General features: G+C 71.5%; 12 protein-coding genes, 1 tRNA gene and 1 pseudogene. 4 read left to right on the plus strand and 10 right to left on the minus strand.

Features of this window, described 5'->3' with window-relative positions; all coding sequences use genetic code 11:
* Positions 1–2: 2 nt before the first annotated feature.
* Complete coding sequence (gene mfd / locus EPO13_09940) at positions 3–3,617, minus strand: transcription-repair coupling factor (GenBank protein ID TAK68433.1); 3,615 nt, start codon at positions 3,615–3,617, stop codon at positions 3–5.
* A gap of 344 nt (positions 3,618–3,961) precedes the next feature.
* On the opposite strand from mfd, the pseudogene EPO13_09945 reads away from it, so the two are divergent.
* Positions 3,962–4,309 (plus strand): annotated as a pseudogene (locus EPO13_09945) (VOC family protein).
* Positions 4,310–4,952: 643 nt separating this feature from the next.
* Here EPO13_09945 and EPO13_09950 read toward each other — a convergent pair.
* The 6 genes from EPO13_09950 to EPO13_09975 form a co-directional block, all read right to left on the minus strand.
* Entirely contained in the window at positions 4,953–5,828 is an 876-nt protein-coding gene (locus EPO13_09950; protein TAK68434.1) for a 3'(2'),5'-bisphosphate nucleotidase CysQ, read from the minus strand.
* Between the two features lie 2 nt (positions 5,829–5,830).
* Positions 5,831–6,424 (minus strand): aminoacyl-tRNA hydrolase, encoded by a 594-nt coding sequence (locus EPO13_09955; GenBank protein TAK68435.1) that lies wholly within the window; start codon positions 6,422–6,424, stop codon positions 5,831–5,833.
* A gap of 3 nt (positions 6,425–6,427) precedes the next feature.
* Positions 6,428–6,973 carry a 50S ribosomal protein L25 gene (locus tag EPO13_09960; GenBank protein TAK68436.1) on the minus strand — a complete coding sequence of 182 codons (546 nt, stop codon included), beginning with the start codon at positions 6,971–6,973 and terminating at the stop codon, positions 6,428–6,430.
* A gap of 310 nt (positions 6,974–7,283) precedes the next feature.
* Positions 7,284–8,273 (minus strand): ribose-phosphate diphosphokinase, encoded by a 990-nt coding sequence (locus EPO13_09965; GenBank protein TAK68437.1) that lies wholly within the window; start codon positions 8,271–8,273, stop codon positions 7,284–7,286.
* On the minus strand, positions 8,270–9,748 hold the full coding sequence (glmU, locus tag EPO13_09970; GenBank protein TAK68438.1) for a bifunctional UDP-N-acetylglucosamine diphosphorylase/glucosamine-1-phosphate N-acetyltransferase GlmU: 1,479 nt from the start codon (positions 9,746–9,748) through the stop codon (positions 8,270–8,272). The genes EPO13_09965 and glmU overlap by 4 nt, the downstream gene beginning before the upstream one ends.
* Before the next feature lie 94 nt (positions 9,749–9,842).
* Positions 9,843–9,916: transfer RNA gene (locus EPO13_09975), tRNA-Gln, on the minus strand.
* Positions 9,917–10,192: 276 nt separating this feature from the next.
* Here EPO13_09975 and EPO13_09980 point away from each other — a divergent pair.
* From EPO13_09980 to EPO13_09990, 3 genes are all read left to right on the plus strand, one after another.
* Positions 10,193–11,191 (plus strand): acyl-CoA desaturase, encoded by a 999-nt coding sequence (locus EPO13_09980; GenBank protein ID TAK68439.1) that lies wholly within the window; start codon positions 10,193–10,195, stop codon positions 11,189–11,191.
* Complete coding sequence (locus EPO13_09985) at positions 11,188–11,928, plus strand: TetR/AcrR family transcriptional regulator (GenBank protein ID TAK68440.1); 741 nt, start codon at positions 11,188–11,190, stop codon at positions 11,926–11,928. The genes EPO13_09980 and EPO13_09985 overlap by 4 nt, the downstream gene beginning before the upstream one ends.
* 82 nt (positions 11,929–12,010) lie before the next feature.
* A complete protein-coding gene (locus EPO13_09990; GenBank protein ID TAK68441.1) occupies positions 12,011–12,586 on the plus strand; it encodes a MarR family transcriptional regulator in 576 nt (191 codons plus the stop codon).
* A 105-nt stretch (positions 12,587–12,691) separates the two neighbouring features.
* Here EPO13_09990 and EPO13_09995 read toward each other — a convergent pair whose 3' ends face one another.
* From EPO13_09995 to rsmA, 3 genes are all read right to left on the minus strand, one after another.
* Entirely contained in the window at positions 12,692–14,494 is a 1,803-nt protein-coding gene (locus tag EPO13_09995) for an ABC transporter ATP-binding protein (GenBank protein ID TAK68442.1), read from the minus strand.
* Positions 14,495–14,572: 78 nt separating this feature from the next.
* The gene (locus EPO13_10000) at positions 14,573–15,526 is read right to left on the minus strand and encodes a 4-(cytidine 5'-diphospho)-2-C-methyl-D-erythritol kinase (protein ID TAK68443.1); all 954 of its coding nucleotides are present in this window, start codon (positions 15,524–15,526) and stop codon (positions 14,573–14,575) included.
* Positions 15,523–16,377 carry a 16S rRNA (adenine(1518)-N(6)/adenine(1519)-N(6))-dimethyltransferase RsmA gene (gene rsmA, locus EPO13_10005; GenBank protein ID TAK68444.1) on the minus strand — a complete coding sequence of 285 codons (855 nt, stop codon included), beginning with the start codon at positions 16,375–16,377 and terminating at the stop codon, positions 15,523–15,525. Before rsmA ends, EPO13_10000 begins: the two co-directional genes overlap by 4 nt.
* Positions 16,378–16,379 lie beyond the last annotated feature (2 nt).

Genomic DNA, 16,379 nt, shown 5'->3' on the forward strand with positions numbered 1-16,379 from the left:
GTTCAGGCGGGTGCGGGGACGGGGGTATCGAGCAGGACGTCGCCGATCAGCGTCCGGATCCAGTCCAGCAGAGCGGCGTCCCGCAACGGCTGGCCTCCGACCCGGGCCGTCGTCGGCGCCGGCACGAGGATGGTACGGACCGCGGGCTTCAGCAGGCTGCCAGGGTAGAGCCGGTTGAGGCGCAGGCTCCGCGACTCCGGCAGTGAGACCGGATGCAACCGCAGCCGGTTCCCCGCGGTCACGATTTCGGTGAGCCCGGCGGCGCGGGCCACCACCCGCAACGACGCGACCGCGAGCAGGTGCTCGACGGGCGTCGGCACGGGACCGTAGCGGTCCTGCAACTCCTCGCGGGCCGCGGCGATCTCCTCGTCGGTCGCGGCGGCCGCCAGCCGGCGGTACGCCTCCAGCCGCAGCCGCTCGTCGGGGATGTAGTCGTGCGGCAGGTGCGCGTCGACGGCGAGCTCCACCTTCATGTCGGCCAGCTCCTCGGCCGGGCCCTCGCCCTTGGCCTGCGCCAGGGCTTCCCCGACCAGCCGGACGTACAGGTCGAACCCGACCTCGGCGATGTGGCCGCTCTGCTCTCCGCCGAGCAGATTGCCGGAGCCACGAATCTCCAGGTCCTTCATCGCCACCTGCATGCCCGACCCGAGATCGGTGTGCGCGGCGATCGTCGCGAGCCGCTCGTGAGCGGTCTCGGACAGCGGTCGTTCGGGCGGGTAGAGGAAGTAGGCGTAGCCCCGTTCCCGGCTTCGGCCGACCCGGCCACGAAGCTGGTGCAGCTGGGACAACCCGAAGGTGTCGGCCCGGTCGACGATGAGGGTGTTCGCGTTGGCGATGTCGATGCCGGACTCGACGATGGTCGTCGACAGCAACACGTCGACCTTCTTCTCCCAGAAGTCGACGATCACCTGCTCCAGCGTGTGTTCGTTCATTTGGCCGTGCGCTACGGCGACCCGCGCCTCCGGTACCAGCTCACGCAAGTGAACCGCCACCCGGTCGATCGACGACACCCGGTTGTGGACGAAGAAGACCTGGCCGTCGCGCAACAGTTCCCGGCGGATCGCGGCAGCGATCTGCTTGTCGTCGTACGGCCCGACGAACGTGAGCACCGGATGGCGCTCCTCCGGCGGGGTCTGGATGGTCGACATCTCGCGGATGCCGGTGACCGCCATTTCCAGTGTTCGCGGGATCGGTGTGGCCGACATGGTGAGGACGTCGACGCTGGCGCGCAACGCCTTCAGGTGCTCCTTATGCTCCACCCCGAAGCGCTGCTCCTCGTCGACCACGACCAGGCCGAGATCCTTGAAGCGCACGCCAGCGGTCAACAGCCGGTGGGTCCCGATGACCACGTCGACCGTGCCGTCGGCGATGCCGGCCACCACCGCCGACGCCTCGGCGTCGGTCTGGAAGCGGGACAACGCGGCAACCCGTACCGGGAACGGGGCATAGCGTTCGGCGAACGTCGAGAAGTGTTGCTGCACCAGCAGTGTCGTCGGTACCAGGACCGCGACCTGCTTGCCGTCCTGGACGGCCTTGAAGGCGGCCCGTACGGCGATCTCGGTCTTGCCGTAGCCCACGTCGCCGCAGATCAGCCGGTCCATCGGCATGGACTTCTCCATGTCGGCCTTGACCTCATCGATACTGGCTAGCTGGTCGGGCGTCTCGATGTAGGGGAACGCATCCTCCAGTTCCCGCTGCCACGGGGTGTCGGCGCCGAAGGCGTGCCCGACCGTGGCGGCCCGAGCGGCGTACAGCCGCACCAGTTCAGCGGCAATCTCGCGAACTGCCTTGCGGGCGCGCCCCTTCGCCTTCTGCCAGTCCGCACCGCCGAGCCGGTGCAGCGCAGGCGCTTCGCCGCCGACGTACCGCGTGACCTGGTCGAGCGCGTCGGACGGGACGAACAATCGGTCAGCGGGCTGCCCGCGCCGGGATGCGGCGTACTCCAGCACGATGTACTCCCGCGTCGCCCCCGCGACGGTGCGCTGCACCATCTCGACGTACCGCCCGACGCCGTGCTGGGTGTGCACCACCAGATCGCCGGGCCGCAGCGCCAACGCCTCGACGGTGTTACGCCGCCGCGACGGCAGCCGGCGCATGTCCTTGGTGGTCGACCGCTGACCGACCAGGTCCGTCTCGGTGAGGACGACCAGATCGACGGCCGGCAGCGCGAATCCGGTGTCCAGCCGGCCGGTCGCGACGTGGACCAGGCCAGGGGTCGGTTCGTCGACGAGGTCCGGATGCAGCCGGGCCGGCAGATCGGCGGCGGCCAGCTGTTCGACGAGCCGTTCCGCCGGACCGTGTCCTTCGGTGACCAGCAGGACCCGGGCACCGCCGCTCACCCAGGCCCGGATGTCGGTCAGGGCCCGCTCGGTGTCCCCGCGGTAGGCGTCGGCGGCGCGCGCCGCGACGATCAGGGAGTCGTCGGGCTCCTCGGCCGACGGCTCACCGGTCCACGACTGACCAGCCGCGGCGTCCGCCGGGAGATCGGCGAACGGCGAGATCGTCCACCACGGCAGGCCGAGTCCGGCGGCATGGTCACGGATCTCCGTGATCGAGCGGTACGCCGCAGCACCCAGATCGATCGGTGTCGCGTTGCCGGCAGCGGCGTTGTGCCAGGAGGCGGCCAGGAACTCCTGGGAGGTACGAACCAGATCACCGGAACGGGTACGGACCCGCTCGGGATCGCAGACGACCACCAGGCTGCGCTCCGGCAGCACGTCCAGCAGCAGTTGCATGCCGTCGGCCAGGACCGGCGACAGCGCCTCCATCCCTTCCACCGCAATGCCTTCGGCGAGTCGCCCCAACAGCTCGGCAAGGTCCGAGTACTGCTGCGCGAGAGCCGCCGCACGGGCGCGGACGGCGTCGGTGAGCAGCAGTTCCCGGCACGGTGCCGCCCAGAGGCCGTGCGGGGCGACTTCGAGCGAGCGCTGGTCGGCGACCTTGAACCAGCGAACCTCCTCGACCGTGTCGCCCCAGAACTCGATGCGGACCGGATGCTCCTCGGTGGGCGGGAAGACGTCGAGGATTCCGCCCCGCACGGCGAATTCGCCGCGCTTCTCGACCAGATCGGTTCGGGTGTACGCCGCCGCCGCGAGCGCCCGGACCACGTCCTCCAGTGGCCGATCGTCGCCGGCCGTCAGCCGGACCGGTTCCAGGTCGCCGAGTCCGGCGACAATCGGTTGCAGCACAGCGCGAATGGGTGCGACCAGCGCCCGGACGGGACCGATCGTCGGATCGTCGGCGCTGGGATGGGCCAGCCGGCGCAGCACGGCCAGCCGAGTGCCGACCGCGTCCGAGGACGGGGACAGCCGCTCGTGCGGCAGGGTCTCCCAGGACGGGAAGAGTGCGACCTCGTCCGGCGGGAGCAGGCAGCTGAGTGCCGCCGCGAGATCCTCGGCCTCCCGACTGGTCGCCGTGACCGCCAGGACGGGCCGGTCCCCGGTCGCCGGACCCGCGGCCGCCAGCGCGGCGACCAGCAACGGGCGCAATGCAGCCGGGGCGGTGATCGCCGTAGCACCACCGACCGCCGTGCTGCCGCCGGTCGCACGGGCGCGCTGCACCGCACGGGCCACGACCGGGTCGACGACGACGGCGCCGAGGAGGCCGTGCAGGGTCATTTCGGTGGTGCACCTTCCGTCGGGCGCGGGCGGACCCACCCTACGGCGGCCCGCGCCGACCGGCGTCCGCCGTACCCCGGGGCGCCCAGGCACCCCGGCACCCCGGCGTACCTCCACCCGGCACCCGGCACCCGCGGCGTACCTCGTTCGCTTCGCGTGCCCGTCTGGGCCGCCGTGCCACCGCAAGGGCGGCCAACCCGGCTTCGTTCCCCGCCCTTGCGGTGGCACCGGGGCGAAAGAGCCCGCAAGGGGCAGGCCGATGGGCCGGCCGAGGGGTGAAAGGGGCCGGCCGAGGGGCCGGCGTCGAGCGGTACCGCGGCCGTGCGCGCGGCACGATGGGCGACATGAGCGATGTGCTGTGCCGGTTCCGGGACCTCTGCCTCGACGCAAACGACGCCGCCGCGCTCGCCGCGTTCTGGGGCCGCGTACTCGACCGGCCCGTCGAGGCGGCCGACGACGCCGGTGGCTACCGGGTCGGGCTGCTCGGCGGCGTCACGCTGTGGGTCGATCCGGTCCCGGAGCCACGAACGGTGCGAACTCGTGTCCACCTCGACCTCCGGCTTGCGGCGGCCGACCCCGGGCCGTTGCTGGCCGCCGGCGCGCGCGTCGTCCGCGAACCGACAGCAGAACTCCCTTGGTGGGTGCTGGCCGACCCGGAGGGCAACGAGTTCTGCGCGACCCCGCCGATGACGCGGGCCTCGTCGCCGCAGCCTGCCTCGTCGCCGCAGCCGGCCTCATCCGAACGGCCCGAGTCCGCACTGCCCGTCTCGCCCGAATGGCCCGTCTCGCCGGACTGGCCTGCGCGGCCGCAGGGTGCGAACCCTGTTGCCCTCCCGCCGGCCCCCATCGACCTCGTCGTCGACGCGGTGGACCCCGCGGCGATCGCCAGTTGGTGGGCCAGCGTCACCGGTGGCGATTTCGGTCAGGACCCGGGGATGGCGGCCGCCGGCGTGAGCGACGTGCCCGGCCTGCCCTTTCCGCTGTGGGTGTTCAACCCCGTTCGGGAGCCGAAGACGGTCAAGAACAGGTGCCACTGGGACGTGACGATGGTCGACGCCACTCCGATGCGGTTGGTGTCCGCCGGCGCACGCATCGTTCGGGACCCGGACGCGGACATCGACTGGTGGGTCATGCTCGACCCGGAAGGCAACGAGTTCTGCGCCTTCCCTCCGGACTCGGCCTGAGCAGACGGGGCGTCCGACCACAACGGCGCAATGCCCTGGGCAAGAACCGCACTCCACTGCACTGCACCGCGCTGCACTTCACCGCACCGGCTGGCGGTCCGGGGCACCGGCCCGGAACGGCGACGCGGTGCCTCCCGGTGACATGTCCGAGTCAGGACAGCGCGACGACCTGCAACAGGTCGGTGGCGATCGCCGGGTGCGCGACGACGAGGCTCGTCACGTACGGCGAGGGCCGATTGAACCGGATGTCCGCGCCGTCGGTGTGAGTCCCGTGGTAGCCGTACCGGTGCACGACGGCCAGCGGAGCGGCCACGTCCCATTCGTAGAAACCCGTGTCGTGCACGTACGCCTCGGCGTTGCCGCGCAGGATCTCCGCGACCTTCGCCCCGACCGATCCCACCCCGACGATCTCGACCTCGCGGTCGAGCCGCTCGCCGAGTCGATCGGCGGTGGCACTCAACGTCTTCGGGGCGCGACTGCGGGAGGCGACGAGGCGCAGCGGCCGGTCGGTGGGAAGCTCCGGCGCCGGACGTCGCGGATCCACGGAGGCGAGCGTGGCGCCCTGCGCGGGCAGTTCGACCGTCGAGGCCGAGAGGGTCCCGGCGCCGTCCGGCCCGGACCTGGTCCACAGCACGATATGGACCGCGAAATCCGCCCGGCCCGAGCCGTACTCCCAGGTACCGTCCAGCGGATCGACGATCCAGACCCGTTCGGCGCCAAGGCGAGCCGGGTCGTCGACGCCCTCTTCGCTCAGCACGATGTCGCCGGGCCGCTGCTCGGCGAAGCGCGAGACGATGAGCCGGTGCGAGGCCGCGTCGGCCTCGTCCCGCAACCGCCCGGCGCGCGCGCGGTCCTCCGGGTCGACCGGACCGAAGGAGTCCCGCAGGTCCAGCAACAACTGGCCGGCTTCGGCGGCTATCGCCTGCGACACCACGGCATCGGCGGTCTCCTGCTCCGATGCGGCGGCTGAGTCGGCCGCAGACCGCGCGGCTGGGGATGGCAACGGATCGCTGGGTGACATCGACATCCTTACGCCGGATCGGAGTGCACGGAGTTCTGGGTCACCGCGAGACCGTCGCGCAGCAGCTGGTCCACAGCATCCGCAGCGCGGTCGAGTATCAGCGGGAGTTCGCGGCGCTCCACCGCCGAGAACGGCTTGAGGACGAACTCGGCGGGATCCTGCCGGCCGGGCGGACGCCCCACCCCGACGCGGAGCCGATGGAAGTCACCGCTGCCCAACGACGATCGCACACTGCGCAACCCGTTGTGCCCGTTGTCGCCCCCGCCCAGCTTCAGGCGGAGCGCGCCGTACGGGATGTCCAGTTCGTCGTGGATGACCAGCAGCCGGTGCGCCGGTACGCCGTAGAAGTCGCCGAGCGCGCGCACCGGACCACCGGATTCGTTCATGTACGACCGAGGCCGGGCCAGGATCAGCCGCCGGCCGGCAAGCCGCTCCTCGGCGACGTCGGCACGACCGCGGCGATGCGCGGACAGCTTGCCGCCACAACGCGCGACGAGGACATCGACGACCATCGCCCCCACGTTGTGTCGGGTCGCGGCGTACTCGGCGCCGGGGTTGCCCAGGCCCACCACCAGCCAGGGGCCGTCGTCGGCGACGGCCACGGCTCAGGCCTCCCCGGCGGACTCCTCCGAGGTGGCCGCCGAAACCTCGGCCGCCGCTTCGGCGGCGTTGGCCTCCGTGCGCGCCTCGGCGATGTCCTCGAGGTCCGAAACAGCGTGTGCTGCAGCGTCTTCAGCGCTCTCGCCCGCCGCGATCGCCTCTTCGACAGCAGCGGCGGCGGCCACCGGGTCCTGCCCGGCCTCGACTGCGGCGGCCTCGGCCGCGGCGATCGCCTCCCCCTCCTGCGCCCGCGCCTTGGCCTCGGCCGCGGTCAGGGCGATCAGGTCGACGTGCTCCAGGAACAGTTTCACCGGGTCGCGCTGCACGTCGCGCGGCGCGGTGAGCGTCGTCGTACCGCCCAGGTCGATCTCCAGCACGACCCGAGGCTTGCGGAGGGCCTGCGCGAGTTCGTGTCCCGGCAGCGCGACGTGCCGGAGCTCGGCACCCTGGCCGTAGATGACCGCGGGCACCTTCCCGGTGCGGCGGAGCCGGCGAGCGGCACCCTTGCCGAATTCGTCGCGCGGCTCGGCGGTCAGACGTACCTGGGTCACGGGGACAGCTCCTCTGGCGTGGTCGGCGGATCGGACCCCGGCTCAGGCGCAGGCGACCGACGCGACCGCGTCGATCACGGCTTGCCCGACCCGGCGTACGGCGACGTACGACGGTCCGGGTGCCCTCGCCGAGGAAACCTTCGGGACTCTACCGGCCGACGGCCGCCGCGCCCAAACCCCCACGCAGGTCCGGCCGGCCCGTGGCTGCGACCATCGGCCGCAGGCGGCGACCACCGGCGACAGGCCCCCGCGAACCGGTCCCGTCCGATCGCGTCCGGTCGGTCGCGTCGGCGGCGGTCAGCTGGTGGTGTCAGCCCTGCTCGATCGGCGGATCGTCGAACATGCTGGTCACCGAACCATCGGTGAAGACCTCGGTGATGGCCTGGGCCAGCAGCGGGGCGATCGACAGCACGGTCAGCTTGTCGAACCGGCGTTCGGCCGGGATCGGCAACGTGTTGGTGACCACGACCTCGGAGATGCGCGAGTTCTTCAGCCGGTCGGCGGCCGGGTCGCTGAGGATGCCGTGCGTCGCCGTGACGATGACCTCGGCCGCGCCGTTGTCGAACAGGACGTCCGACGCCTTCACGATCGTGCCGCCGGTGTCGATCATGTCGTCGACCACGACGCAGATCCGGTCGCGTACGTCGCCGACGACCTCGAGGACCCGGACCTCGTTGGGGACGTCGGGATCCCGCCGCTTGTGGATGATCGCCAACGGCGAACCGAGGACGTCGGTCCACCGCTCGGCCACCCGCACCCGGCCCGCATCCGGGGAGACGACGGTGATCCGGCTGCGGTCGACCCGAGAGGCGACGTGGCGAGCCAGCAACGGCAGGGCGAAGAGGTGGTCGACCGGCCCGTCGAAGAAGCCCTGGATCTGCGACGTGTGCAGGTCCACCGACATCAGCCGGTCGGCGCCGGCGGCCTTGAACAGATCCGCCATCAGCCGCGCCGAGATCGGCTCCCGGCCGCGGTGCTTCTTGTCCTGCCGGGCGTAGCCGTAGAACGGCGCGATCACCGTGATCCGCTTGGCCGACGCCCGCTTCAGCGCGTCGACCATGATCAGCTGTTCCATGATCCAGGTGTTGATCGGATCGGTGTGGCTCTGGATCACGAAGGCGTCGCAACCACGCACCGACTCCTCGAAACGCACGAAGATCTCGCCGTTGGCGAAGTCGCGCAGGACCGTCGGGGTCGGCTCCACACCGAGCGCGTCGGCCACCTCGGTCGTCAGATCAGGATGGGAGCGGCCGGCGAAGAACATCAGCTTCTTCTGCGGGTCGGTCTTCCTACCGGTCACCGGTCCTCGCTCTCCTCGTGTGCCGCAGCGTCTCGCGCGGCCGCTCGTTCGGCCGCTGCAGCGGCGGGACTGCCCGCCCGCCGACGGCTCACCCACCCCCGGATGATCCGCTGCCGGCCCCGGGCGACGGCCATCGACCCGGCCGGAACGTCCTCGGTGATGACCGAGCCGGCGGCGGTGTACGCGCCGTCGCCGACCGTCACCGGAGCCACCAGCATCGTGTCGCTCCCGATCCGCACGTGGTCGCCGATCACCGTCTTGTGCTTGGCGACACCGTCGTAGTTGACCACCACGGTGGCGGCACCGATGTTGGAACCGGCGCCGATCTGCGCGTCACCGACGTACGACAGATGCGGCACCTTCGATCCGGGGCCGACCAGCGACGCCTTGATCTCGACGTACGCGCCGGCCTTGGCCCCCTCGGCCAGGATGGCTCCCGGACGAAGGTAGGTGAAGGGCCCGACCTCGCAGCCGGGACCGATGATGGCGCCGGTCGCCTGAGTGCGAACGACGTTGCTGCCGGCACCCACCGTCGTATCGGTCAGCGTGCAGTCCGGCCCGACGGTCGCCCCGGCGGCGACCGCCGTACGCCCGCGCAACCAGACACCTGGCAGCAGCGTCGCGTCCGGCTCGATGACGGCGTCCGCGTCGATCCACGTCGTCGACGGGTCCATCACGGTCACCCCGGACACCATCCAGTCCGTGACGATCCGGTCGCGCAGGATCCGGCCGGCCGCGGCCAGTTGGACCCGGTCGTTGACGCCGAGGATCTCCGCGCCGTCCTCGACGGCCAGCGCGGCGACCTGGTCCCCCCCGTCGTGCAGCAGCGCGACGACGTCGGTCAGGTACTGCTCGCCTTGGGCGTTGGCGGTGCCCAGTTTCGGCAGCGCCCGCAGCAGCGGCCCGGGCGCGAAGGCGTAGATGCCGGCGTTCACCTCGGTGATCGCGCGCTGCCCGGCGTCGGCGTCGCGCTGCTCGACGATGGCGACGACCGCGCCGGCGGCGTCCCGGACGACCCGGCCGTAGCCGGTGGGATCGGGCAGGTCGGCGCTCAGCAGCACGGCGGCGGGAGTGCCGGCCTCGTACGCCGCGAGCAGCCCGGTGAGGGTGGCCGGACGCAGCAGGGGCGTGTCACCGCAGACGACGACGACCGGCCCGGCGGTCTCGGCCGACCAGCCGTACTCGGCCAGGCCGGCCAGCGCGACGGCGAGGGCATGGCCGGTGCCGCCGCGTTCCGCTTGCACCACGGTCCGGGCCGAAGGCGACACCCGCTCGAGGTGGGCGGCCACCTCGTCGGCGCCGTGACCGACGACGACTGCGACGGTGTCGGCTTCCAGCGGTGCCACCGCCGCCAGGACGTGGCCGAGCAGGCTGCGGCCGGCGATCTCGTGCAGCACCTTGGGGGTCGCCGACCGCATGCGCGTACCTTCGCCGGCGGCCAGGATGACCACGGCGGACGGCCGGAGAGCGCTCACGAGACAGGGTCTCCTGGGGGACGGGCTCGCGCGCCGGGGCGGGCGCGGCTGGCGGTCGGCCGGGAAGGCAGGGCCACGATAGCCGCGCCCGCCAGGGCTCCGCCGCCTGGTCTCGATCCAGGACCTACAGCTTCAAAGGCTGGCGGGCTGCCATTACCCCACGGCGGACTGCGCCCGGAACGACGCGGGCGGCGGCCAGTGTGCCACCGGTCCGTGGTGGCGAGAGTCCCGCAATGTTCATCGCCATGCCGGTTCGCCGGGTAGCGAGGTTACGGCACCGTAGGTTACGGTTACGTAGGCGTCGCAAGGCCGGCCCCGATCGAGGTGCCGTACCCCGCTCGACCGGCACTCTGACCGCCCCGTTCCACCGCTTCGACCAGCACTGTGCTCGGCCCGCCCGTCATCCGACCGGCAACACCCGCCAGACGACGAGGAGCCCCGCGAATGACCATGACGCCCGAGATGAACGACGACGTGACCGCGGAGGACCTGGCGCTGACCGGCCACGCCTACGCAGCCGCAGGCACCATTCCGGAGCGGGCGTCGAACTCCGACGAAGTTCAGTCGGTGTCCGAACGCATCCTCGTCGGGGTCTTCATCGGCGTCCCCCTGCTGGCGCTCGTCCTCGCCGTCCCGTTCGCGTGGGGTTGGGGCATCGGCTGGTCCGATGTGGCGCTGTTCGCCGTCTTCTACCTGATCGCCGGTCTCGGCATCACCGTCGGATTCCACCGCTACTTCACCCACGGCTCGTTCCGGGCCAACCGCGGCCTGCGCATCGCCCTCGCCGTGGCAGGGTCGACGGCGATTCAGGGTCCGGTCGTGCGGTGGGTCGCCGACCACCGCAAGCACCACGCGTTCAGCGACGACGACGGCGATCCCCACTCGCCGTGGCGATACGGCAGCTCGCCGTGGGCGCTGACGAAGGGTCTTCTCTACTCCCACATGGGCTGGCTGTTCGACGTCGAGCAGACGCCGCAGCGCAAGTACGCCCCGGACCTGCTGCGCGATCCCGACCTGGTGAAGATCTCCCGGCTGTTCCCGTACCTGGTCGCCGCGACGCTGCTGCTGCCGGCGGTCCTGGGCGGTTTGATCACCTGGTCGTGGCAGGGCGCCTTGACCGGGTTCTTCTGGGCCGGCCTGGTCCGGATCGCGCTGCTGCACCACGTCACCTGGTCGATCAACTCGATCTGCCACGTCTGGGGCAAGCACCCCTTCCGGTCCCGTGACCATTCCGGCAACGTCGCGTGGCTGGCGATCCCGTCGTTCGGCGAGTCGTGGCACAACCTGCACCACGCGCTGCCGACCTCGGCCCGGCACGGGGCCCTACGCGGTCAGCTCGACATCTCCGCCCGGACGATCGCCCTGTTCGAGAAGGCGGGTTGGGCCACCGACGTCAAGTGGCCGCAGCCGGAGCGGCTCGAGGCGAAGCGGGTACCCGGATGAGCAGTTCGTATCCCCACCTGCACGGCGTACCGGCGCAGCCGCGATCCGTCGACGACGACCACCCTGCCGACGACGGGCCGGCCGCCGACGACAGCGAGTCCAAGGCTGGTGAAGCACGGACCGAACGCGTGCGCATGACCGGTCCGCAACGCCGCCAGCAGCTGCTGGACGTCGGACGGAAGCTGTTCGCCCAGAAGGGCTTCGAGGTCGTCACCGTCGAGGAGATCGCCAACAAGGCCGGGGTTTCGAAGCCCGTGGTGTACGAACACTTCGGCGGCAAGGAAGGCCTGTACGCGGTCGTGGTCGACCGCGAGATCAACCGTCTGCTGCAGATGGTGACCGACGCGCTGTCAGCCTCCGAAGGCCGCCCCCGGCAGATGCTCGAACAGGCCGGCCTGGCCCTGTTCGACTACATCGAGCGGTACGGCGAGGGCTTCCGGGTCCTGGTCCGCGATTCGCCGGTGTCGTTGAGCACCGGCAACTTCGCGAGCCTTCTCGGTGAGGTCGCCTCGCAGGTCGAGCACCTGCTGGCCAAGGAATTCGACGCCCGCAAACTCAACGCCAAGATGGCGCCGATGTACGCCCAGATGCTGGTCGGCATGGTCGCGCTGACCGGACAGTGGTGGCTGGACGCCCGCAAGCCGAAGAAGCACGAGGTCGTCGCCCACATGGTCAACCTGGCCTGGAACGGCCTGGCGCACCTGGAGCAGAAGCCGCGACTGTCGGTCAAGGACTGACCGCTCCTACCCGGCAACGGCCGACGGCACGAGCCTCGGCATCTTGATGTCGAGAATCTTGACGCCTTCCTAGGATGGGCCGGTGACCTCATCGGAGCCGGCGGCCGGGGAAGCTCGTACCGTCGTCGCCGCTGGGTCCGGAGTCGACGCCGCGCCGGCGGGATCGCCGTACGACGAGGTCGATCGCCTCGTCGCGGCCTGGCAGCGGGAACGTCCGGACCTCGACGTCGCGCCGCTGGAGATCCTCTCCCGCGTCACGCGGCTGGCCCGCCACCTCGACCGGGCACGCAACGAGGCATTCGCCGCGCACGGGCTCGACGGATGGGAGTTCGACGTCCTCGCCGCGTTGCGCCGGGCCGGCCCGCCGTACGCCTTGTCGCCCGGTCAACTGGTCACCGAAACCCTCGTCACCAGCGGCACGATGACCAACCGGCTCGACCGGCTCGAACGGCGCGGCCTGGTGGCCCGCACCCCCGACCCCCGCGACCGCCGGGGCGTGCGGGTGCGGCTGACCGGCAACGGGCGGATCCGGGTGGACGGTGCGCTGGCCGATCTCCTTGCCGTGCAACGGCGGATCCTCGCGGCAATCCCGCCGGAGCAGCACGGGCAGCTTGCCGACGCGCTCCGGACCCTCAACGGCCCGTTCGACCGTTCCTAGCCGACGCGATCAGATCCGGGCCGTTCGAACGTTCCCAGCCGACGCGGTCAGATCCCGGCCGTCCGACGTTCCCAGCCGACGCGGTCCGATCGGCGCGATCGTCGGCTAGCCGGCAACCTCGGACAGGGCGAACCAGCGAGCTTCCAGCGCGGCTGTCTCGGCTTCGGCTTCCCGCAGTTGCTCGTGCAACTCGGCGAGGCCCTGGTAGTCGGACTGGTCGTGCTCAGCCATCCGGGTGTGGATCGCGGCGATCCGTTGACCGACCCGGTCGAGTTTCCGTTCGGTCGCGCTGAGTTCCTTGCGCGCGGCCCGCTCCGCTGCCCCTGACGGACGGGTGACCGCTATTGCGGTCCCGCTATCCGGCTCGCGCGGCGAACCTGGGGCAATCCCCCCACCGAGCTGCTGCGCCGCAGCGCGAAGCGTCAGATACTCGTCCACGCCGCCGGGCAGATGCCGCAGCCGGCCGTCGACGATGGCGTACTGCTGGTCGGTGACGCGTTCGACCAGGTAGCGGTCGTGCGAGACGACGATGAGCGTCCCGGGCCAGCTGTCGAGCAGGTCCTCCATCGCGGCGAGCATGTCGGTGTCGACGTCGTTGGAGGGTTCGTCGAGGATGAGGACGTTGGGTTCGGACAGCAGGACCAACAACAGTTGCAGTCGCCGCTGCTGGCCGCCGGACAGTTCCCCGACGCGCGCCGAGAGATGTTCACGGGCGAAGCCCAACCGCTCCAGCAGTTGTGCCGGGGTGAGTTCCCGGCCGTCGACGACGTAGCTGGTGCGGGTGCGGGCCAGTACGTCGCGGACCCGATCACCGGTCAGCTGCGCCAGTTCCCGGAACTGCTGGTCCAGCACCGCGATTCGGACGGTCTTACCGCGGTTGACCTGACCCGCCGTGGGCGTCACCGTGCCGGCGACGAGGCCGAGCAGCGTGGACTTGCCGGCCCCGTTGGCGCCGAGGATCGCCGTCCGCTCCCCCGGCGCGATCCGCCATTCGATGTCGCGCAACACCTCCCGGCCGTCGAAACTGACGCCGGCGTCGAGCAGGTCGACCACGTCCTTGCCCAGGCGCGCCGTGGCCAACCGCGCCAGTTCCACCCGGTCACGAGGCGGTGGCACGTCGGCGATCAGCTGATTCGCCGCGTCGATGCGGAACTTCGGCTTCGAGGTCCGCGCCGGAGCGCCCCGCCGCAGCCAGGCGAGCTCCTTGCGCATCAGGTTCTGGCGCTTGGCTTCGCTGGCCGCGGCCTGCCGGTCCCGCTCGACGCGCTGCAGGATGTAGGCGGCGTACCCGCCGTCGAACGGTTCGACCGTCCGGTCGTGCACCTCCCAGGTCGTCGTGGCGACCTCGTCGAGGAACCAGCGATCGTGGGTGACGACCAGCAGTCCGCCGGAGTTTCTCGCCCAACGTGCCCGCAGGTGCGCCGCCAGCCACGTGATGCCCTCGACGTCGAGGTGGTTGGTCGGCTCGTCGAGCGCGATCACGTCCCAGTCGCCGACGAGCAGGACCGCCAACGCCACCCGGCGCCGCTGGCCGCCGCTGAGCGAACCGATCCGCGCATCCCAGGCCAGTTCCGGCACCAGGCCGGCGATGACGTCGCGCGTTTTCGGGTCGCCGGCCCACTCGTGCTCGGGGCGGTCACCGACGATCGCGGCACCGACCGTTGTGGCGCCGTCGAGGGTGTCTGACTGATCGAGCACACCCATCCGTACGCCGCCGCGTCGGGTCACCCGCCCGGCGTCCGGTGCGATCGTGCCGGCCAGCATTCCCAGCAGCGACGACTTGCCGTCCCCGTTGCGACCCACGATGCCGATCCGGTCACCGTCGTTGACCCCGAGGGTCACCGCGTCGAAGACCACGCGGGTCGGATATTGCAGGTGCAGGGCTTCGGCCCCGAGCAGATGTGCCATGGCCGGATCAGGGTAGGCGGTCGAGGTACGGCGCCTCTCCGGTCACCGTCCCCGCCCAGCGGCTCACCTGGTACGGCGTCAGTGCGGTACGGCGGTATGCCCGCCGTCGATGATCCGCGCTCCAGGGACCGGACCGTGGGCGCGTTTCACGGTGCGGCAGACACCGGCGGCCGACAACGTGACGGCCAGATCGAGTGCCGCTGCGTCGTCGCGGACCAGGAAGGCGCAGGTCGGGCCGCTGCCGGACACCACGCCGCCGAGTGCGCCGTAGTCCATGCCGACTTCGAGGGCCTGCCGCAACGACGGGCGCAGCGACAGGGCGGCCGGCTGCAGGTCGTTGCGCAGCGACCGGCCGAGTGCCTCGGCGTCCCCGGATCGCAGGGCGTGCATGAGTTCTTCGGACACCTCCGGACCAGCCGCAGGGCGGTTGTCGCAGAGCCGGTCGTGTTCGTCGTACACCGCCGGGGTCGATAGGCCACCGGCGGCCAGCGCGAACACCCAATGGAAGTCCCCCCGAGCCAAGGCCGGGGTCAACCGGTCGCCGCGGCCGGTGCCGACTGCGGTGCCGCCGTGCAACGCGAACGGGACGTCGGAGCCGAGCGCGGCTGCCATCGTGTGCAGCTGGCTGCGGGGCATTCCCAGCTGCCACAGGGCATCACAGGCGACCAGTGCGGCTGCGGCGTCAGCGCTGCCGCCGGCCATGCCGCCCGCGACAGGGATGGCCTTGCGCAGGTGCAGGTGAACTCCCGGCGAGGTACTGGAACGCCGGGACAGCGTGTCGGCGAGCAACCGGGCGGCCACGACGGCCAGGTTGCCGTCGTCGGCCGGGAGTTCTCCGGCGCCCTCGCCCTCCACGGTCACGCTGATCCCGGCCCCGTCCGGCGCCGCCGTAGCGGTGATCTCGTCGTACAGCGAGACGGCGTGGAACACGGTGACCAGGTCGTGATAGCCGTCCGGCCCGGCCGGCCCGACGGACAGCTGCAGGTTGACCTTGGCGGGCACCCGCACCGTGATGGAGGCCGGTGGTCTCACGCCGTTGAGCCTAGGGCGTCGGCGACTGCCGCGAAGTCCGTCACCGACAGCTGTTCGCCCCTCGAGGAGGGGTCCACCCCGGCCGTTCGCAAGGCCCGCTCGGCCCGGTCGGCGCCTCCGGCCAGCCCGGCCAGCGCCGCCCGCAGTGTCTTGCGGCGCTGCGCGAATGCCGCGTCGACGACGGCGAAGACCGCCTCCCGGCCGGCGCGCGAGGCCGGCGGCGGGCGCCGTTCCCACCGGACCAGGCCGGAGTCGACCCGTGGCTGCGGCCAGAACACCGTCCGGCCGACGGCGCCGGCGCGAGTGACCTCGCCGTACCAGCGGGCCTTCACGCTGGGGACGCCGTACACCCGCGAGCCGGGAGGGGCGGCGAGCCGGTCGGCCACCTCGGCCTGCACCATCACCAGTCCGCGACGCAACGTCGGGAACGTGGCGAGCAGGTGCAACAGCACGGGCACCGCGACGTTGTAGGGCAGGTTCGCCACGACCGCGGTCGGTTCGACCGGCAGTCCTCGCAGCCGCAGGGCGTCCGCGACGATCACCTCAAGCCGTTCGGCGTACGACGGGATCCGCTCGGCGACAGTGCCGGCGAGTGCTTCGCCCAGCACGGGGTCGATCTCGACCGCGACGACGCGGCGCGCCGCCGGCAGCAGCCCGAGGGTCAGCGAACCCAGTCCCGGACCGACTTCGACCACGACGTCGTCGGCGCCGATCCCGGCGGCCCGCACGATCCGCCGGACCGTGTTGCCGTCGACGACGAAGTTCTGCCCGAGGGTCTTCGTCGGCCGTACGCCGAGGCGCTCGGCGATGCGGCGGATGTCGGCAGCCCCCAGCAGGCCGTCCTCACTCACGC

The sequence above is a fragment of the Actinomycetota bacterium genome (genome assembly GCA_004297305.1).
GTDB lineage: Bacteria > Actinomycetota > Actinomycetes > S36-B12 > FW305-bin1 > FW305-bin1.